We start from the raw sequence: 18,634 nt of genomic DNA, 5'->3' as shown, positions 1-18,634 counted from the left end.
GCCCCGGGTCCCCTCCCCCGGATGCGCGGAACCTGGGATTTCCACTACGCTCCCGGGCACCGCCTCACGACCACCCCGGAGTTCCCATGATGCTCTTCGCACCGAAGGTGTTCCCGAAGCTGTCCACGCTGAGCCACGCGGGACGTTCGATGTACATCTGGGTCTACTACACAATCCCGCTCGCCTTCACGCTGCTGCTGGTGCCCGGCTTGTTCCTCCAGGTGATGGGCATTGCTCCCGGGGCGGCGGACGGGAACCTGTTCTTCATGCGGCTGGCGGGCGCGCTGCTGGTGTCCATGTCGTTCATGTCCCATCAGGCGGCCATCCTGGACATGCGCCAGTTCTTCGTCTGGGCGGTGATGGGGCGCACCTTCATCGTGATGGTGCTCATCATCTGTACGGCCATGGGGCTGTGCGATCCCATCGTCACGTTCTTCGGCTGCATCGACTTCAGCGGCGCCATGTGGACGCTCATGGGGCTGCGCCGTGACGAAGCCGAGGCGCGCGGACAGCAGGCCGTCGTCGCCCAGCCCTCGCCCTGATCCTCCGCCGATACCTCCCGGACCCGCCATGACGACCGCGACGCCGCAGCCGGCCTCCCCTCCCCTTCCGGACTGGAAGCGGGCCTTCCGCAACATCTCCCGTCAGCATGCCTTCCAGCCCCTGCGGGTGGAGGGACGGATTCCCGAGGGGCTCCGCGGGACGCTGTTCCGCGTGGGCGCGTGGACGATGGACGTGCACGGCGTCCCGCTCCAGCACTGGTTCGACGGTGACGGTGGCGTGATGGGCGTGCGCTTCGGGCCGGATGGCGTCCAGGGCGCGGCGAGGCTCGTGGACTCGCGCACCATGGTCACGGAGCGCAAGGCGGGCCGGCAGCTCTACGGCAGCTACTCCATGCCCGTGCCGCTGCGAAACAAGCTGCTCAACCCCCAGAAGAACAACGCGAACACGGCGCTGCTGCCGTGGAACGGCCGGCTGTTCGCGCTGCACGAGCCGAACCTCCCCGTGGAGCTGTCTCCGGAGGACCTGTCCACCCTGGGCGAGTCGGACCTCGACGGCGCCGTGCTGAAGTCCTTCTCCGCGCACCCCCACCGCGTCCCCTCGCGGGCGACGACGTACAACTTCGGCCAGCACCACGGCCGCGTGAACACGCTGGAGCTGTACGCCATGCCGGATGGCGGCAAGGCGCGGCACCTGGGGTCCGTACCGCTGCCCGGTGCGACCATGGTCCATGACTACATGGTCACGGACCGCCACTTCATCTTCTTCCTGCCGGCGATGCGCATCGACATCCTGAAGATGCTGCTGCGCATCGGCGCGTTCGCGCACAACGTCTCCTTCAAGCAGGGCGCGGCGGCGGAGGTGCTGGTGGTGCCCATCGACGACGTGGCGCATCCCATCCGCATCCCCGCCGACAACTTCTACAACTGGCACTTCTCCAACGCGTACGAGGACGGCGACACGCTGGTGGTGGACTACGTGCGCTACCCCGACTTCGCCTCCAACCAGTGGCTGGGAGCGCTGGTGCACGGCGTTCCGTCCACCGACGCGGACGGCATGCTCCACCGCGCGGTCATCGACCTGAAGGCCCGCACGTTCAAGAGCGAGCCGATGATGGACCTGAGTTGCGAGTTCCCCCGCATCGCCCCCAGCGTGGCGTGCCGGCCGTACCAGACGGCCTACCTGGGCGCGCACTCCACCCAGCAGGCCCAGCGTGGCCTCTGGGACGCGCTGGTGCGGCTGGACCTGGGCACCGGCCGCGTGACGAAGGCCGCGCTGGAGGCGGGCCAGTACCCCTCCGAGGCCGTCTTCGTGCCCCGCCCCGGCTCGCGGGCCGAGGACGACGGCTGGGTCCTCACCCAGGTCTTCGACGCGAAGACGGACACCACCCATGTGGCCGTGCTGGACGCCGAACGGCTGGACGCGGGGCCCGTGGCGCGCTGCCACTTCGAACACGCCCTGCCGCCCACGTTCCACGGCCAGTTCGTCCCCGCCTGAAGCCAGGGGGACCTTCATGGCCCCCTGCCCCGCTTCTCCGGCACTCCCGGGGAGGCGGGGCTTTTTCGTGTCCTGGGTTGTTACGGATTCGTTTCATCTCACACATATCAAATTATCCGCTAGACATGCAATTCAAGAACAAATGTTAATTCATGCTTTACTCCCAAATGCCAGACACTGAGAATGCGCTTGCGCATCCCGTGTGCGGCATTGCCATCACCAGGGAGTCAAACCATGCATCTCAGTGGAGTTCTCAGCGGTGAGCCTCGGCGTGGACTGGCCTTGATGGCCGGCCTCGGCTTGATGATGTTGGCGTCCCCCGCACACGCGGCGGTCAGCCATCTCTATGTGGCGACCACGGGAAATGACTCGACGGGCAATGGCTCGTCCGGCAGCCCCTACAAAACGATTCTCAGGGCGTCACAAGCCGCCACTCCCGGCGCCATCATCCATGTCGCGCCAGGGACCTACAGCGCCAGCTTCCTGACGACCAAGAGCGGAACGGCCACCGACCGCATCCGCTACGTCTCCGAGACGGACCCCGCCACCGGAGCCAGGGCCAGGATCGTTCCGCCGAACACCACGGCGACGACGGGCATCGTCTGGGAGAACCGGGGCGCCTACGTCGACATCGACGGGTTCGAGTTCGATGGCACGGGCACCAAGATGCCCAACGCCCTGCTCAACCAGGGCTCGTATGTCACGATCAGCAACAACCACGTCCATCACATCGCCAACGGTTCCAATCAGCCCTGCAATAGCGGAGGCGGCTCCGGCATCAACATCGTCGACACCGCCATTCCCGGGCTCATGACGGGCACGGTGGTCACCCGCAACAAGGTCCACGACATCGGCTACAACTGCAAATACATCCAGAACATCTACATCAGCACCCGCGCCACGGTTACGAACAACCTCTCCTACAACAACACCGCTGGAGCAGGCATCCATCTCTGGCATGACGCCCACGAGGTCGTCATCGCCAACAACACGATCTACAACACCTGGATGGGCATCATCGTGGGCGGCGGTAACTATTACGAATACAGCGGCCCCGCTGACTACGTGGACGTGTCCAACAACATCGTCGTCAACAACGACTACGGCATCTCCCTCCAGGGAGCGACCGGTTCACACAACACGTACACGAACAACCTCGTGTACCAGAACACCCACTACCACTTCAGCCCTGGCGCCAATCACACCGGAACGGTCATCGCGCCTCCGCAGTTCGTGAACGCGGCGGGAGGGGACTTCCACCTGGCACCGGGATCGCTGGCGATCAACGCGGGCTCCCCGGCCTTCGCGCCTTCCGTCGACCTGGACGGCAATCCCCGCCCCGTGGACGGCCTCCATGACATCGGAGCCTACGAATATGGCGGTTCCACGCCGGGCCAGGTGCTCACGTTCTGGGAGAAGGACAGCGTGGCGGGACCGACCTCTGGATACTGGTTCAAGCAGGCGCTGGTGAATGGCGTGGTCGTGTGGGAGAGCGACGTCACGGCGGACGGCACGGCCTGGCAGTCACACTCGGTGGCGATCAACCCCACCGGGGCGAGCTTCAACCTGCAGTTCCGGCTGATCAGCAAGGCGGGCGTGTCGAACTACCCCATCTCCGTCAACATCGATGACGTCGCGATCAACGGCGTCACCGTGACGAACGCGGGCTTCGAGACGGCGACCGGCTGGACCTACGCCGAGACCAAGACGGCCTTCACCGGCAGCTTCGACACCGGCGCATTCCATGGCGGTGCGGCGTCGTACAAGCTGTTCTACCCGGGAGCGACGCTGTCGGCCGCGGGTGACAACAGCACCGTCTCGCAGACCCTGCAGAACTAGCGCCTCGCGGTTCAGCGCTCCTCCGCCGTCCTCAATTCGGGCGGCGGAGGGGCGTACAGCCGCAGACGCTCTCCCGAAACCGGGTGCGTGAACGCGAGCGTCTCCGCGTGGAGCAGGTAGCCACCGTCTCCCGGCAGACCGGGCAGGTGCTCACGGGGCAGTCCTCCCACGGCGAAGATCGGATCGCCCGTGAGCGGGTGGCCGATGTACGCCAGGTGGATGCGGATCTGCTCGGGACGCCCCGTGTGGATGCGCACCGCGAAGAGCGTCTGCCCGGCACGCCGCTCCAGGACGACGGCGTGGCTGTGGGACGCCTTGCCCTTCGCGCTGGCGCCGTGCACCGCCTCCAGCAGCGGGTGAGGCACCAGCCCGATGGGCGCGTGGATGTCGTAGTCCTCCTGGGCCGCCACCCCGTCCGAGAGCGCGCGGTAGCACTTCTCCACGCGGCCCTCCCTCCAATCGCGGGACAGCCGCGCCGCCGCCTCGTGCGTGCGCGAGAAGAGCACCAGCCCGGAGGTCGCCCGCCCCAGGCGATGGAGCGCCGAGGCTTCCGGCCAGCGCTTCCGCACGAAGGACAGCAGCGTGTTCTTGAGGTAGCCGCCGGAGGGCAGCGTCGGCAGCCCACCAGGCTTGACGACCGCGACCACGGACGCGTCCTCGTACACCGTCTCGAAGCTGTCCGGCGTCTCCGCCTCGAACCAGGGCGGGCGGTGCCAGCACAGCTCCTGCTGGGTTCTCAGCAGCGCGTCACCGGCCACCGTGACGCCGTCCAGTTGGACCTCTCCGCGCTGGAAGCGCGCACGCCATTCGTCCTCGGTGGAGTGGCGGTACCTGTCCGTCAGGTAGGCAAGCGCGGTGCGGCCCGCGTCACCCGCACCGATGCGGTCCCGGTACACATAGCCGTCATTCAGGCCGGCGTTGGAGGCGGGCTTGGGTTGCACCCCGCCACTCTACGCCCCATCCGCCTCGTTCGTGGGATGCAGGGCGCTACGGCTTGCGCTTCGGGGGATGGGCAGCGGCGGCTGCGGCGGCTTCGCGCAGCTTGTCCTTCTTGCTCTTGCGCCGCCCCTTCACGCCGCCGTTCGGATCCAGCGGTGGTGCGGCGGGCGTGGCGGTCTCCACGGGTTCGAAGCCCGCCACCTGCTCTCGCGCGACGGTGAGGTGGTTGCGCTTCTCGATGAGCCGGAAGTGGGCTTCGGTGTCCGCGCTGACGAAGCTGATCGCCACGCCCTGGTCGCCCGCACGCCCCGTGCGGCCAATGCGGTGCACGTAGTCCACGGTCGAACGGGGTAGGTCGTAGTTCACGACCGCGGGCAGTCCCGCGATGTCCAGGCCGCGGGCGGCGACGTCGGTGGCGACGAGGACGCGCACGCGCTTCGCCTTGAAGTCCTCGAGCGCCCGCATGCGGGCCCCCTGGCTGAGCTCTCCGTGCAGCGACGTCGCGGGGATGCCGGCGCGGTTGAGCTTCAGCGCGACATGGTCCGCCGCGTAACGGCTGGCGACGAACGTGAGGACGTGGGACCACGCGTGGGTTTCCAGCAGGTGCCGCAGGAGCATCGTGCGCCGGGGCTCGTCCACCTGGAGGGCCCGCTGGACGATGAGGTCCGCGCCAGGCAGCTCGCCGTCGTCGACGTCGATGCGCGTGGGCTCGTGCAGCAGCCGCTCCGCGAACGTGCGCACGGTGGGCGGGAACGTGGCGGAGAACAGCAGGTTCTGGCGGCGCCCGGGCAGGAGCGCGAGCAGGCGGTTGAGCTCGTCGGCGAAGCCCAGGGAGAACAGCCGGTCGGCCTCGTCGAGCACCAGCGTCTCCACCTGCCCCAGGCGGAGCGCGTTCTGCTCCACGAGGTCCAGCGCGCGGCCCGGCGTGGCCACGACGATGTCCGCGCCGCCCCGGAGCGCCAGCATCTGCGGGTTCGCGGAGACGCCACCGACCGCGAGGCAGGTCTTCAGCGGCTTCTTCAGGTGACGGCCATACTGCTGGATGGCGTCAACGATCTGCGCGGCGAGCTCCCGCGTGGGCACCAGGATGAAGGCCCGCACCGGCCGGACCGCCCCACCCGGGCGCGCCCGCAGGGCCTCCAGGAGGGGCAGCAGGAACGCGGCGGTCTTCCCCGAGCCGGTCTTCGCCGAGGCCTGGATGTCGCCGCCGCGCAGCACCACGGGAATGGCCGCGCGCTGCACCGGCGTGGGTTCGTCGTATCCGAGTTCGGCCACGGCACGGGTGAGCGCGTCCGACAGGCCGAGTGAAGCGAAGGTCATGGGAGAGGAGCCTTGGGTGACACGAAGCGCTGGAGTCCCCGCGAGCCATATCACCCCGGAGCGGGTGAACTCGCGCTCCATTGCTCGACCATCAGGTCGATGAAGCGCCGCACCTTGGCCGGCAGGTGACGCTTGCTCGGGTAGATCGCCATGATGGGGACGAACTCCGTCTCGCAAGACGGCAGCAGCGCCTGGAGCCGCCCGCTCGCCAGGTCTTCGTCGACCAGGAAGCCGGGAAGGTAGGCGATGCCCAGTCCCGCGACGGCCGCGTCCCGGATCGCCTCGCCGCTGTCGAGACGCAGGCGGCTTCGTCCCTCCACCTTCACCGGGGAGCCGCCCTTCTGGCGCAGCAGCCAGGGCTGTCGTCGCGTCCGGCTGCTGAAGAGCAGGCACTCATGCGTCGCGAGTTCCTCCAGCGTGCCGGGCTCGCCGTGCGCCTTGAGGTAGGAGGGCGCGGCGCAGACGAACACCGGGTGCCGGGCCACGATGCGGGAGACCAGGCGTGTATCGCTGCTGGTCGCGTTGATGCGCACGGCCAGGTCGTAGCCCTCCTCGATGATGTCCGCGGCGCGATCCGTGAAGCTCACCTCCGCCTGCAAGTCGGGCCAGGCCCGCAGATAGTCCCGCAGCAGGGGAAGGACGCGACGTCTGCCGAATGCGTCGGGCAGCGTGAGCCGGAGAACCCCCCGGGGAATGCCCGCACGCTGCCCGACGCTGGCTTCCGCGTCGTCCAGGGCCGCAAGGACTTGCAGGCAATGCTCATGGAAGACACGGCCCTCGTCGGTGAGGCTCAGGTGGCGTGTGGTGCGATTGAGCAGGCGCACGCCCAGGCGGGACTCCAACCGGGCCAATGCCTTGCCCGCGGCCGAACGCGTCAGCCCGAGGGCCTGGCCGCCGCCCACGAAGCTGCCCGCGTCCACGACGGACATGAAGGCGAAGATCTCATCCAGCGGGGCGCGGTTCATCGATGGCGTTCGATTGTAGCGAGCGCGTCGCTTGAGAGGGGAACGCCGTTCGTCAATGCGCCCGGTATACAGGTCCGGCAAGCCTCACCCGCCCTGCCCTCTGGAGATCCTCCATGCCCGTCACCCTGCTCAACCCCGATGGATTGATGAAGACCGATGTGTACCGGCAGGTGGCGATCTCCACCGGCACGCGGCAGGTGCACATCGCGGGGCAGGTTGCGTATGACGCGGATGGTCAACTCGTCGCACGGGGTGACCTGGCTGGACAGGTGGCGCAGGCCTACCGCAACGTCGGCATCGCCCTCGCGGCCGCTGGGGCGACGTTCAGCGACGTGGTCCGGCTGACGTTCTACGTGGTCGACTGGAAGCGCGAGTTGATGCCCGAGTTCCTCGCTGGCATCGAGCAGGTTGCCAGGGAGTCGCGGATCACACCGGCGCCCGCGTCGCTGATCGGGGTCTCCGTGCTCTTCGAGCCGGGCGTCCTCGTCGAGATTGAAGCCACCGCGATCCTGGACTGAGCCCACCGAGCGCCAGAGGTGTCCTGGGAAATGGACGGGAATGGGTGCGCTTGACGTCGTGCTTGCCCTTACGCTCTGCTTGTCTCATGAAAGCTCCTCTCGCAGTGCTCGTGAGCGTGGCTGTCACCTTCACCTCCACCTCCGCCCTGGCCCAGGACGGCGGGCTCGACCCACTCAACGGCAAGCCGCCCCCCACGGGCACCGGAATGCTTGTCGCCGGCAGCATCTTGACCGGCGTGGGGGCGGTCAACCTGCTCACCTCGCCCCTCTGCAAGACCAGCATGATTCCCCGCGACACGCAGGACGTCTGCCTTGGCTCCTCCCTGGCCATTGGAGGCGCCCTCGCGGCCGTGGGCCTTCCGCTCCTGTTCGTAGGCATCAGCCGCCACAACAATTACGTCGAGTGGAAGCGGCAACACCGCGCCGTGGCCCTGCTCACCGACCTGGGCGTCGCGCCAACTCCAGACGGCGCCACGCTCACGTGGAGCGCGTCGTTCTGAAGTGGAGTCCTGCCGCTCAACCGGAGCGGCGGCGCCGGGACTTCCCGCGGCGCCGCGACGGCTTGGGAACCGCCACGGGGGCCGGGGGCATCCGGGCGAGGTGAAGCATCTGGTAGAGGCTCAGCAGCATCATGATCACCGCGCGGGACGCGTCCGGGGCCGTAGCCCCTTCGCCCGCCGCATCCTTCGGGACATGGGGAAGCCAGCCCTCCTCCACCCGGATCCGGAGCCGGAGCCGCTCCCCGCTGATGCGCAGCCGCTGGAGCGCCGCGCCGGGCGGAAGGCGTACCGCCTCCCGGGCCTGGTCCTCCGGGAGCGCCGCGAGCTGGGGATGCCGCTTCGCCTTCACGCGAAGCAGGGCGTCCAGGAACAGCGTGTCGTACTCCTTGGTCTTCTTGCGACGGCCACGGGTGCTGACCTTGTTCCTGCGGCGCTCCACGGCGCTCAGCCGCAGGTGTGCGCCGTCCATCAGCCGTGTCTCCAGCAGCAGCCATGGGTCCAGCACATCCGGTGGAGGCTTCCGGGTGAATTTCATCTCGTAGAAGCTCGACCCTGGCCCCTGGGGACGGGGGTCGGGACGAAACCGCAGGCGCACGGGCGCGTCCGGTGCGAGGTCCGCCTTGAGGCGCCGGAGGACCCGGAGGACCAGCTCCGGCCGGCGGTTCAGCTCGTCGCCAGGGTGGCCCACCGCGTGGAAGGGATTGGGAAGCAGCCTGCGAAACCACAGCACGAACCCCAGCACTGCGGCCAGGACACCCGCCACGACGTCCAGGGGCCCGTCGGCGGTGCCCGCCACCCAGATACAGAGGAGGAAGGTCCCCAGACGCGCCAGGGATGCCAGCCGGGTCCTCACGCGGTACCAGAAGCGGCGGGACTTCTGGGTCTCCGGCAGCACCGCCAGGGCGCTCATCACGCCCGACAGGGGCCCTTCGACCTCCAGGGCATGCAACGTCGGGCTGATGCCATCAACGGTTGCCACGGGGGCGCTCCTTCCGGCACGGACGTGCTCCGGAGCGGGCATGCTAGCCGAGATGCTCGCGCCTCCCGTCCCGCGCCGTCATCGACCGTCGGCGCGTCGCCAGCGGAGCGTCAGCCCGGCATACCCCGTCACCTGCCGGCGGCCCTCTCTCAGGTCGAACGGAAGCTCCAGGCCGCCCTCTGCTCGCAGCTCCAGGTTCGGGCGCAGACGGAACGCCACGCCCAGCGAACCGCCAGGCGAGGCAAGCAGGTGTGAGCCGTTGAACCTGCCCTGAAAGACGGTGAGGGGTCCCGCGAAGGTCCCCATCAGCGAGGCGCCTCCGGTGACGGTCCATGATCGACTGAGCCGATAGTCGAGCAGCGTCTGCGCCCCGAGGCGCAGGTTGACGGGCTCCGTGGAATTGTTGGTGACGGGCACGTACCAGAGGCCCGCGCTCGGGGCGACCGACAGAGTCCAGCGGGAGCGCTCGGCGAGCCGATGCCGGGTCCCGAGTTCCAGGCCCAGCAACGTGAGGCGGCCGCCCCAATCCCAGTTCTCGCCAGCCCCCTTGCGGAAGGTGAGCTCGGGATTGGGCAGATATGCCCTTTCCCGGCCGCGCTCGAAGGCGATCGTGTTCAGTGAAACACCGACCTCGGTCGTCCCTACGGGGGTCGTGGCCGCGCCGAGGTTCCGCGCTCCGCTCATGCAACCCGGGGCCATGACGAGAACGACGCCCAGCCACAGGGCCCGGATGGCGTGCCTCGTTGTCATTACGGCCATGCGAAACGCACCCAGACGGGATGGTGATCGCTCCCAGCAGGGCGCGTGTCCACGCCGCGCTCCACCGGGGAGAGCCCCTGGACGAAGACGGAGTCGAGCGGCAGGCCGCCGATCACGGAGTCCACGGTGTCCCCCACTCCTTCCGAGGCCCATTGGAATCCCCGCTCCGAGAACAGCTTCACGGTCTGCTTGAGGCTCCCCGGGTCAGAGGTGTTGAAGTCGCCAGCAATGACTCGCAACGGCCCCGTTCCTTCCAGCGCGTCGATGATTGACTCCGCCTGATCAAGCCGGGCGCCGAGCCCGACGATGGGGGTCGCGTTGTGCACGGAGACCACCTGGACGGGGGCCCCCTGGATGTCCAGCGTCGCGGCGACAGCGATGCGGTGCTGCTGGCGGTAGGGGTCGTCATGGGGAAGGTTGATCTTCCAATCCGCGGTGATGGGCCACCGGCTCAGCACCGCGTTCCCGAAGTCATCCCCATCCACCGCGACAGAGCCGGGGTAGTAGACGTAGGCGAGCCCGAGCTCCCTCGCGATCCGGTCCACGGAGGTCGCGTCCATCTCCTGCATCAGGATGACGTCCGCCCCAGCGAGCGGCGGTCGCGTGAGGGCCGTTATCGCCTCGGTGACTTGCTCAGCGAAGGAGAGGTTGAACGTCACGACGGAGACCGAGGAGGGCTTCTCCGTGGCGACGGGGCCAGGAGCCCGATGGTCTCCGCTGTATCGGGGTCCCGTTTCATCGGCGTAGTTCTCCGCCTGTGGGCACGCCGTCAGGAGCGCGAGCAGGAGGAGCGCCCACGGCAGCGCGTTCTTGGGTCTCAATGACTGACTCATCCCGCACTTGAACGGTGCGGGGAACCCAAGATTCCGTTCGTCAAGGCATCCGGGATGCAGCACGGCCTTCGCCTGGCCCCTCCATTGCTCTGTGATTCGAGCAGGGAGGAGGCAACCGTTCCGCGTCCGACGGTCCCTTCAGGCTCCAGGGCCGATGGCAGGAGGGGCAGGCCCGTCGCACCCTTGGTTCCGGCGCACGAGAGGTGGGGCCTCGCGGTGGGGACAATGGTGGTGCTGCTGCTTGCCGCTGCCTTCCCGGCCTACGCCCACGGCTTCCCCGCGGATGCGCCGCTCGCCGAGCGGGAGCCCGCGCCAAAGGCCGAAGGGGTGGCGTGCCAGGAAGCCGCTCCCGAGGGAGAGGAGATGGCCCCTCCGCGCCGGCATGTCTGGCGGGCGCTCGGCGAGGTGACGGCGGCGAACGCGGCGATATGGTCGGTGAACCGGTTCATCCGGAAGCGCGACTGGGCCGAGGTGAGCCCGGAGACGTGGGGGCGCAACCTGACGGGCGGCTTCGAGTGGGACGCGGACAAGTTCACCGCCAACCAGCTCGACCACCCGTACCACGGCGGCATCTACTACAACATCGGGCGCGACAATGGCTTGAGCTACTGGGAGGCCGCCCCCCTCACCTTCCTCGGCAGCCTCCAGTGGGAGGTGTTCGGCGAGAACAACCCCCCGTCCGCCAACGACGTCATCAACACCAGCATCGGAGGTCTCGCCGTCGGCGAGGTGCTGTACCGGTTGTCCTCAATGATTCTGGACAACGGTTCCACGGGCTGGGAGCGGACCGGCCGCGAGGTGGCGGCGGGCCTGCTCAATCCGGGGCGCGGCTTCAGCCGGGTCGTCCGGGGCGAAGCGTGGCGGGTCGGGCCCACGCCGCGCGAGTGGACGCCGTCCCACTTCGCCGGCTTCGGGCGGGCGGGGTATCTCCAGGAGGGAGATGCCGCTGGGGGGCAAGCAGGCCCGGGCCGGCTCGTCGTCGGGTTGGGCATGCGCCATGGCGACCCGTTCGTCGACGACTTCCGCAAGCCGTTCGACAGCTTCTCGGTGGACGCCAGCTTGATCCTGCGCAAGGGCCACTTCCTCGGCCAGGCCGACGCGCAGGGGCTGCTCGCGGTCACCTCGCTGGTGCAGCGGCCCCGGTGGCAGGTCCTGCTGGGCGCGTACCAGTTCTACGACTTCGTGGACATCGGCACCTACCAGGTGGGCGCGCAGTCCTTCAGCGGGAGCCTGCTCTACCGCCACGTGCTGACGGGAACGATGGATGTGCGCGCGGCCCTGGACCTGCGGGGAGTGGCGCTCGCGGCCATCTCCACCAACCCCTCCGAAACCAACGAGCGGGGCTACGACTACGGGCCCGGGGTGGGCGTCACGCTGCGGGCCGCATTGGGCTCCTGGCCGTGGGAGTACTTCGGCGTGGAGCTGGAGACGTCATGGATCCACACCCTGGACGGGGTGGTGAAGGACCACCTGATCCACGAGGGGCGCCTCCATGCGGACATCCCGGTCTTCCGAGGGCTGGGGCTAGGTGGCAGCCTCCAGCTCTTCCGGCGCGACAGCCTCATTTCCAACGAGAAGCGCGACCCCCAGCAGACCCCGCGGTTCCAGGTGTTCGTGTCATGGCACTGAGCCCCCTATGCTCGGCGGCCCATGAGCCCCTCCCCTCCCCCGGATGACGCCGGAGCCCGTTCGGACACGCCTCGCGACGGGTATGCGCGACGGGTCGGTCTCTTCTCGGGGGTGATGCTCGTCATTGGAGGCATCATCGGCTCGGGCATCTTCCTCAACCCGGCCATCGTCGCGCAGCGCGTGCACACGCCGGAGCTCACCCTGGGCGTGTGGATGCTCGGCGGGGTCGTGGCGCTGCTGGGCGCATTCATCTACGGGGAGCTGGGGCAGCGCAGCCCCAAGGCGGGCGGCAGCTACGTCTACCTGCGCGATGCCTTTGGACCGCTGCCCGCGTTCCTCAATGCGTGGGGATTGATGCTCATGATCGCCACCGGGGCCATTGCCGCGGTGGCCGTCACCTTCGCGAACTACACGCTCGCGTTCACCGGTTTGGGGGCCGGCTTCCGGTTCCCGCTCGCGGTCGGCGCCATCCTCCTGCTCTCCGGGGTGAACTACTTCGGCGTGCGGCCCGGGGCGCTCACGCAGAACGTCTTCACCGTGCTCAAGCTGCTGGCGCTCGCGGTGCTCGTGGGCGCGGGCCTGCTGCTCGCAAGCCCCCATCCCGCGGCGGTGGAGGCAGCCGCCGCGCCCCAGGCGCCCGACTCCCTGGTGCTCGCGATGGGAGCCGCGCTCGTGCCGGTGCTGTTCAGCTATGGCGGGTGGCAGCAGACGAACTTCGTGGCCGAGGAGATGATCAACCCCGAGCGCAACCTGCCGCGCGCCCTGCTGCTCGGCGTCATCGGCGTGGTGACGGTGTACCTGCTCGCGAACGTCACCTACCTGCGCACGCTCGGCGCGGCGGGGCTCGCGGCGAGCAGCGCCCCGGCGGCGGACGCGCTCGGTCAGCTGATCGGGCCGGCGGGCCGCACGTTCATCACCGTGGGCGTCGCCCTCTCCACCTTTGGATTCCTCAACCTCGTCATCCTCGTCTCGCCGCGCGTCTACCAGGCCATGGCCGCGGATGGACTGTTCTTCCCCTGGATGGCCCGGCTGCACCCGCGCTACCGCACGCCCTCCAACGCCATCCTCTTCCAGGCGGGCTGGGCCATCCTGCTCACGGGCACGGGCACGTACGGAGAGCTGCTCGACTACGTCGTCTTCGCGGACTGGCTCGTCTTCGGCGCCACGGCCGCGACGCTGTTCGTCTACCGCGCGCGCGAGCGGCAGGGACTGGTGCCCCGCGCCGCGTACCGGGTGCCTGGATATCCCGTCACCCCGCTCCTCTTCATCGCGGCCGCGCTGTACGTCCTGCTGGGCTCGACGGCCTCCAACCCGCTCAACGCGCTCAAGGGCGCGTTGCTGCTGGGCGCGGGCGTGCCCGTGTTCCTGTACTGGCGAAGGCGCACGCGGCGGCAGGCGGCCCCGGCGGTGCTGGGCGCTCCGTGACCTGGAGCCACCCCGTCAGCCGCGGGGCCCCCGCCCGGGGACTCACCTCACGATGCGGTAGATGTGGTGCGTGTACTCCGCGGCGAACGCATCCGTGAACGTGCCGCCGGAGTACGCCAGCGTGCGGCCCTCGCCGACCACTTCGAGGGTGCCGCTCGCGGGGAGCTCCAGCGGCAGCGTGAAGGTATAGGTCCCGCTGGAGTACTGCCGCTTCTGCATCGCGAAGACATACGCCGCGCCGTCGCGGAACTTGAGCATCGTGCTCAGCTTCGGGTTGAACTGCCACACGTAGGACTGGGTGTTGAGCACCCGGGCCAGCGACTGCACCTGTGCGTTGACGGCCTTCACGCGGTCCCGAGTGGCCTGCCAGGCGGGCCGGGTGTCATTGAGCACGTCCGTGGTGGACGGGTTCGCCGCCGTGTTGGAGAAGACGTGGGAGAAGTACGCCACCACGCGCGCCTCGTGGATGAGCGTGGACCAGACGGCGCCCTCCACCTGGTTGGCGTTGATGACGCTGCCCGTGGCCTGTCCGCCCAGCTCCACGACGACGCCGAGCGCGGCGCGAGGGTTGCCGTTGTTGCCCGCGCCGGACGTGGTCCGCAGGTTCGTCATCAGGACCTCGCCGTAGTTGGAGGCCCGCCGCACCTCGCTCGCGGGAATCCCGAACCAGTTGACGGCCTCCGCGCCGATGTTGCCGTCCGTGTAGAAGTAGATGTCGCCGGTGACCATGCCCAGCCGCCAGTTCGCCCGGCTGTCCGGCCCGGCCGCGCCATTGAGGGCAATCTCCCGGTCGCGGTCTCCCCACCACATCAGGGCGCCCTTGCCGACGTTCGCGTAGATGAACGCGGACGGGTTGTTCAGCCGCGCGTATTCGGTGTTGTAGATGGTGAAGCCGCAGCGGCGCGGATCATCCGGGAGGCAGACGTCATAGCCGGCGTAGTTGCCGGTCCACGGGTCCCACCCCGGTCCTCCCCACATGTCCGTCTCGTCCGGGAAGGTGGCGCCCACCGCCTCCCCGCCCGTGCCGGAGCCCGCGAGGTTCCAGATGCCGTGCTTGCGCATCCAGCCCGCCGACGAGGCATTGCCGGCATAGGTCTCCAGGAACGTGTTGATGCCATGGGCCTTGTCCGTGGTGATGCGCGACTCCGTGTCCGTGTACGCGCCCCAGTAGGCAATGGGGAAGAAGTCCTCCGTCAGCCACGGCGTGCCCGCCATCGCCGGCCAGGCGGCGTAGAACGGCGGGCCTCCCTCCCAGGGCACACGGGGCAGGCTCAGCCCGCCGCCCGCGGGAGGCGGCTGCGTGGTGGCCGAGGCCGCGTTGGAGGCGGCGCCCACGTTGCCCGCCGCGTCCTGCGCCTTCACCGTGTACGTGTAGAACGTGGACGGCGCGAGCCCGGTGTCCAGGTAGCTCCGCGTGCCACCGGAGACGACCGCGACCTGCGTGCTCCCTCGGAAGACGCGGTAGCCCGTCACGCCCGTGTTGTCGGTGGCCGCGCTCCAGGTGAGCTGGATGGCTCCCGGTGACGGCGCCGTGGCGGCGAGAGCCCCCGGTGCCGTGGGAGCGCTCGTGTCGGGGCTGTAGGTGAAGAGCACGTCCACGAAGTAGTTGCTGTGGTTGTAGCTCTGCGTGGGGAAGCCACCGCTGCCATAGACATACACGCCGTTCTCGCCATCCATGCCCGACGCCAGCGCCGTCAGGGGGCCACTCGCCGCGCCCTGCCCGTTGAAGAAGCCGCCCGTGGCGGAGTAGCGCCCCACCGGCGCCAGGTACGAGGCGACGTAGGTGGTATTGGCGGTGATGCTCACGGGCGTCGTGAAGCGCACCGTCTGCCAGCCGGTGGCCGTCTCGTTGGTGAACGTGGCGGTCGCGAGCCGCTGGCCGGTGCGGCTCCAGAGGCTCCCCACATGGGGCCCCGCGTTGGCGGAGCTGCCCTTGTAGAAGCGGATGCCGGAGACGACGCCCGGGACGCTGGCGCGGAACTTCACGCCCAGCTCCACGGAGGCGATGTCCGGATCCACGCTCGATGCGGGGACGGTGCCCGCGCCGAAGATGCTGACCTCGCTGTCGACCGCCTGGGTCAGCTCACCCGTTTCAGCGGGCGTTTCGTCAACACAGGCCGTGAGGGAACCCAGCGCGAGGAGCCAGAGCAGGCCGTGGGGCCGGAAGCGGGAGCAATGCATGTGACATCTCCTGGGAGGAACCAGAGGCGGGGGGAAACCACCGCCGCCAAGGATGTCACGTTTTCATGCTAAAACTGCTTTGAATCGAGTTGCCCGTCCCCAGGAGTCATATGAATACCCGAGCCCGTCCAGGGCGCTTCATCCGGCGCCTCGTCTCTTCCCCCATGACGCTGCTGTGGGGCCTTGTTGTCCTGACTGCCTGTGGAGGCCTGGACACGGAGGACTCCGGGCTCCCGGCCGGGGTGGTGCAGGAAGCGCAGGCCCTTGCACCGGCCAACGTGCAGGCCTTCTACGGGGAGTCCCGGTGGGGGACGCGCTTCGGCGTCACGGGCCCCTACTACGGCCCCGCAGGCCACCGGGGGCTCGACCTCTACGCGAGCGCGGGCCAGGCCATCCCCGCGCTCCGCTCGGGCGTTGTCCGCCGCGTCCAGTACTCCTCCATCGTGGGACACACCATCGCGGTGGAGTCCGCTCCCGGCGACTTCTCCGGGTACGCCCACGTCATCCGGACGCGCTTCGCGGTGGGCGACACCGTCCAGCAGGGAGACATCATCGCCTACGTGGCGGGCGCTGGAGATGCCCATGGCTCGGCGTGGACCGGGCCCCACCTCCACATGACCCGGGGCACCACGAACAACTGCGCGTTCGGTGAGAACGTCAGCGACCCCGCGCCGCTCATCCGCAACGTGCTCGGCACCGGCAGTGGAGGAGGCACCGGCAGCGGCGGAGGTTCCGGGGGCATCCAGGTCAGCATCGACGAGGGGAAGATCCTCCAGCGCGTGGCCCAGCGGGGCGGCTACACGGGCGCGGTGGACGGCGTTCCCGGCGTCAATACATGGAAGGCCATCCAGACGGTCCTCACCGGCAAGGGCTTCTACTCCGGCCCCATCGACGGCGTGCCGGGGGAGAACACCTGGAAGGGAGTCCAGCGGCTCGCCCAGCTCGGCGGGTACACGGGCCCCGTGGATGGCTTCCCGGGCCAGTACACGTACGCGGGGCTCAATGCCTGGCTGGCTCAGGATCCCGGGACGCCTCCTCCGTCCGGGATGAGCGGAGTGTATGGGATTGACGTCGGCACGACGCAGCGGGACCTGGACTTCAATGCCATCCGGAGCGCCGGCTACCAGTTCGCCATCGTCAAGGCGGGCGGCTCCAATGTCTCGCCGCTCTACGTGGCGCCCTACTACGCCCAGCAGGTCGCCCGGGCCCGCGCGGCCGGGCTCCTGGTGGGGCATTACTGGATGGCGGGCTCGTACAACCCCGCCGGCGACGCGCAGTACTTCGTGGACCACCTGTACGACCACCGGCCAGGGGACCTGCTGGTGCTCGACAACGAGGCCATCGACGACGGCATCTTCTGGAACGACGCCCTGACCGCGAGCTTCATGCAGGCGGTCAAGACGCGGCTGGGCAAGGCCCCGTTCCTGTACACGTATTCCAGCCTGCTCAAGGCCAACACCTGGCCCCAGACGCAGGCCGTGGGCTCGAAGCTCTGGATTGCCCATTACACGGGCACGCCGGGCAACCCGTCCGTGGGGACGGCCTGGCCGACGTGGGAGATCCACCAGTACACGTCCTCCGGCAACCAGAACGGCATTCCCCTCGACCTGAACGTCGCGAAGCTGTCCGCGTTCGCCGGCCTGACCCAACCCCCGCTGGGCGCGACGCCCCCTCCGCCCACGGCCATCCCCGGAGGCGGCTCTGGCGGAGGAGGAGCGCCCGTCATCACCGTCCAACAAGGAACCGTCCTGCAGAACCTGGCGCGCCGGGGCGGCTACACCGGTCCCATCGACGGCGTGCCGGGAGCCAACACCTGGCTGGGCGTCCAGAAGGTCCTGCGGGAGCTGGGGTATTACTCGGGCCCCGCCGACGGCGCTCCGGGGCTCAACACGTACAAGGGATTGCAACTGCTGGCGCAGGATGGTGGCTACACGGGCCCCATCGATGGCGTCCCCGGGCCCAATACCTACAATGGCATCCAGGCGTACCTGGACGGGTCCTCCGGCGGAGTGCCGCCCGTCACCCAGGCCCAGGGCGTGACGCTGCAACGGATTGCCAGCGCGGGCGGGTACACCGGCGCGGTGGATGGCGCCCCCGGCACGAACACGTGGAAGGGCGTCCAGCAGGTCCTTGGCGGCTATGGCTATTCCGGGCCCGTGGATGGCGTCATGGGCACGAAGTCCTACGCGGCGCTCCAGCGTCTGGCCGCGAAGGGCGGCTACACGGGCCCCTTTGACGGTGCCATGGGCGCCCAGTCCTGGAAGGGCGTCCAGACCGTGCTGCGGGGCTTCGGGTACACGGGGCCCCTTGACGGTGTCATGGGCACCCAGTCCTACGCGGCGCTCCAGCGCGTGGCGCGTCTGGGCGGGTACATGGGCCCCGCGGATGGCGCCCCGGGTGTGAACTCGTGGCGCGGGCTCCAGACGTTCCTGAGCGGCGCGGGGTACACGGGGCCCATCGACGGAGTCCCCGGGACGAACACCTACAAGGTGCTCCAGTCCCTGGCGAACCGGGGCGGCTATGCCGGGCCGATTGATGGCATCCCCGGCCCCAACACGTACGCGGGCCTGGCGAACCTCCTGGACTGACGCTCCAGCGCATCACCCGCGCGCGGGCCGGCTCCTGAAGCAGTGAAGGAGCCGGCCCTCGGAGCTCAGAACACGCCGTTCACCTGCAAGCCGCCTCCGTCCGGGCCCACGGTGGGGGAAAGGCTCGCCTGGATGACGCCCGGGACCCTGCTCGGCTGGGG

At 69.0% G+C, this 18,634-nt stretch carries 15 protein-coding genes; 8 read left to right on the top strand and 7 right to left on the bottom strand.

Annotated features, from left to right (window positions below):
* Positions 1 to 86 precede the first annotated feature (86 nt).
* The 3 genes from D7W81_RS29190 (at position 87) to D7W81_RS29180 (ending at position 3,837) form a co-directional block, all read left to right on the top strand.
* Positions 87 to 542 carry a hypothetical protein gene (locus D7W81_RS29190; protein ID WP_120558675.1) on the top strand — a complete coding sequence of 152 codons (456 nt, stop codon included), beginning with the start codon at positions 87 to 89 and terminating at the stop codon, positions 540 to 542.
* A 28-nt stretch (positions 543 to 570) separates the two neighbouring features.
* Positions 571 to 1,998, top strand: a complete 1,428-nt coding sequence (locus D7W81_RS29185) for a carotenoid oxygenase family protein (RefSeq protein WP_120558674.1) — start codon at positions 571 to 573, stop codon at positions 1,996 to 1,998.
* Between the two features lie 285 nt (positions 1,999 to 2,283).
* Positions 2,284 to 3,837 carry a choice-of-anchor Q domain-containing protein gene (locus D7W81_RS29180; RefSeq protein WP_158621713.1) on the top strand — a complete coding sequence of 518 codons (1,554 nt, stop codon included), beginning with the start codon at positions 2,284 to 2,286 and terminating at the stop codon, positions 3,835 to 3,837.
* 11 nt (positions 3,838 to 3,848) lie between these two features.
* Here the strand turns inward: D7W81_RS29180 and D7W81_RS29175 are convergent, their stop codons facing one another.
* Genes D7W81_RS29175 through D7W81_RS29165 form a run of 3 tightly spaced genes read right to left on the bottom strand, consistent with a single transcriptional unit; the run spans position 3,849 to position 7,061 of the window.
* The gene (locus D7W81_RS29175; protein WP_244227502.1) at positions 3,849 to 4,778 is read right to left on the bottom strand and encodes an RluA family pseudouridine synthase; all 930 of its coding nucleotides are present in this window, start codon (positions 4,776 to 4,778) and stop codon (positions 3,849 to 3,851) included.
* Positions 4,779 to 4,824: 46 nt separating this feature from the next.
* A complete protein-coding gene (locus D7W81_RS29170) occupies positions 4,825 to 6,096 on the bottom strand; it encodes a DEAD/DEAH box helicase (protein WP_120558672.1) in 1,272 nt (423 codons plus the stop codon).
* A 50-nt stretch (positions 6,097 to 6,146) separates the two neighbouring features.
* Positions 6,147 to 7,061, bottom strand: a complete 915-nt coding sequence (locus D7W81_RS29165; protein ID WP_120558671.1) for a LysR family transcriptional regulator — start codon at positions 7,059 to 7,061, stop codon at positions 6,147 to 6,149.
* A gap of 113 nt (positions 7,062 to 7,174) precedes the next feature.
* Between D7W81_RS29165 and D7W81_RS29160 the strand changes: the two genes are divergently transcribed.
* Complete coding sequence (locus tag D7W81_RS29160) at positions 7,175 to 7,579, top strand: RidA family protein (RefSeq protein WP_120558670.1); 405 nt, start codon at positions 7,175 to 7,177, stop codon at positions 7,577 to 7,579.
* Between the two features lie 86 nt (positions 7,580 to 7,665).
* Positions 7,666 to 8,079, top strand: a complete 414-nt coding sequence (locus D7W81_RS29155) for a hypothetical protein (protein ID WP_147445654.1) — start codon at positions 7,666 to 7,668, stop codon at positions 8,077 to 8,079.
* 16 nt (positions 8,080 to 8,095) lie between these two features.
* On the opposite strand, the gene D7W81_RS29150 is transcribed toward D7W81_RS29155, so the two are convergent.
* From D7W81_RS29150 to D7W81_RS29140, 3 genes are all read right to left on the bottom strand, one after another.
* Positions 8,096 to 9,058 (bottom strand): hypothetical protein, encoded by a 963-nt coding sequence (locus tag D7W81_RS29150; protein ID WP_147445653.1) that lies wholly within the window; start codon positions 9,056 to 9,058, stop codon positions 8,096 to 8,098.
* 78 nt (positions 9,059 to 9,136) lie between these two features.
* The gene (locus D7W81_RS29145) at positions 9,137 to 9,817 is read right to left on the bottom strand and encodes a hypothetical protein (RefSeq protein ID WP_120558667.1); all 681 of its coding nucleotides are present in this window, start codon (positions 9,815 to 9,817) and stop codon (positions 9,137 to 9,139) included.
* A complete protein-coding gene (locus tag D7W81_RS29140) occupies positions 9,808 to 10,638 on the bottom strand; it encodes an endonuclease/exonuclease/phosphatase family protein (protein ID WP_244227501.1) in 831 nt (276 codons plus the stop codon). The genes D7W81_RS29145 and D7W81_RS29140 overlap by 10 nt, the downstream gene beginning before the upstream one ends.
* A 240-nt stretch (positions 10,639 to 10,878) precedes the next feature.
* On the opposite strand from D7W81_RS29140, the gene D7W81_RS29135 reads away from it, so the two are divergent.
* Positions 10,879 to 12,279 carry a DUF3943 domain-containing protein gene (locus D7W81_RS29135; RefSeq protein WP_158621712.1) on the top strand — a complete coding sequence of 467 codons (1,401 nt, stop codon included), beginning with the start codon at positions 10,879 to 10,881 and terminating at the stop codon, positions 12,277 to 12,279.
* Positions 12,280 to 12,300: 21 nt separating this feature from the next.
* The gene (locus D7W81_RS29130; protein WP_120558664.1) at positions 12,301 to 13,704 is read left to right on the top strand and encodes an APC family permease; all 1,404 of its coding nucleotides are present in this window, start codon (positions 12,301 to 12,303) and stop codon (positions 13,702 to 13,704) included.
* Between the two features lie 42 nt (positions 13,705 to 13,746).
* On the opposite strand, the gene D7W81_RS42520 is transcribed toward D7W81_RS29130, so the two are convergent.
* A complete protein-coding gene (locus D7W81_RS42520; protein WP_158621711.1) occupies positions 13,747 to 15,885 on the bottom strand; it encodes a DUF4082 domain-containing protein in 2,139 nt (712 codons plus the stop codon).
* Positions 15,886 to 15,995: 110 nt separating this feature from the next.
* On the opposite strand from D7W81_RS42520, the gene D7W81_RS29120 reads away from it, so the two are divergent.
* Complete coding sequence (locus D7W81_RS29120; RefSeq protein ID WP_120558663.1) at positions 15,996 to 18,473, top strand: GH25 family lysozyme; 2,478 nt, start codon at positions 15,996 to 15,998, stop codon at positions 18,471 to 18,473.
* Positions 18,474 to 18,634: the final 161 nt, after the last annotated feature.

Origin of the sequence: Corallococcus aberystwythensis (genome assembly GCF_003612165.1) — a bacterium.
Lineage (GTDB): Bacteria > Myxococcota > Myxococcia > Myxococcales > Myxococcaceae > Corallococcus > Corallococcus aberystwythensis.
Note: the sequence above shows the minus strand (reverse complement) of the source record. Positions and strands in the feature narration are given on the sequence as shown.

Bases quoted from the DNA above. Each gene is read 5' to 3' on its own strand.
- D7W81_RS29190 (WP_120558675.1), top strand. From the start codon at position 87: ATGATGCTCTTCGCACCGAAGGTGTTCCCGAAGCTGTCCACGCTGAGC.
- D7W81_RS29185 (WP_120558674.1), top strand. From the start codon at position 571: ATGACGACCGCGACGCCGCAGCCGGCCTCCCCTCCCCTTCCGGACTGG.
- D7W81_RS29180 (WP_158621713.1), top strand. From the start codon at position 2,284: ATGGCCGGCCTCGGCTTGATGATGTTGGCGTCCCCCGCACACGCGGCG.
- D7W81_RS29170 (WP_120558672.1), bottom strand. From the start codon at position 6,096: ATGACCTTCGCTTCACTCGGCCTGTCGGACGCGCTCACCCGTGCCGTG.
- D7W81_RS29165 (WP_120558671.1), bottom strand. From the start codon at position 7,061: ATGAACCGCGCCCCGCTGGATGAGATCTTCGCCTTCATGTCCGTCGTG.
- D7W81_RS29160 (WP_120558670.1), top strand. From the start codon at position 7,175: ATGCCCGTCACCCTGCTCAACCCCGATGGATTGATGAAGACCGATGTG.
- D7W81_RS29155 (WP_147445654.1), top strand. From the start codon at position 7,666: ATGAAAGCTCCTCTCGCAGTGCTCGTGAGCGTGGCTGTCACCTTCACC.
- D7W81_RS29145 (WP_120558667.1), bottom strand. From the start codon at position 9,817: ATGGCCGTAATGACAACGAGGCACGCCATCCGGGCCCTGTGGCTGGGC.
- D7W81_RS29130 (WP_120558664.1), top strand. From the start codon at position 12,301: ATGAGCCCCTCCCCTCCCCCGGATGACGCCGGAGCCCGTTCGGACACG.
- D7W81_RS42520 (WP_158621711.1), bottom strand. From the start codon at position 15,885: ATGCATTGCTCCCGCTTCCGGCCCCACGGCCTGCTCTGGCTCCTCGCG.
- D7W81_RS29120 (WP_120558663.1), top strand. From the start codon at position 15,996: ATGAATACCCGAGCCCGTCCAGGGCGCTTCATCCGGCGCCTCGTCTCT.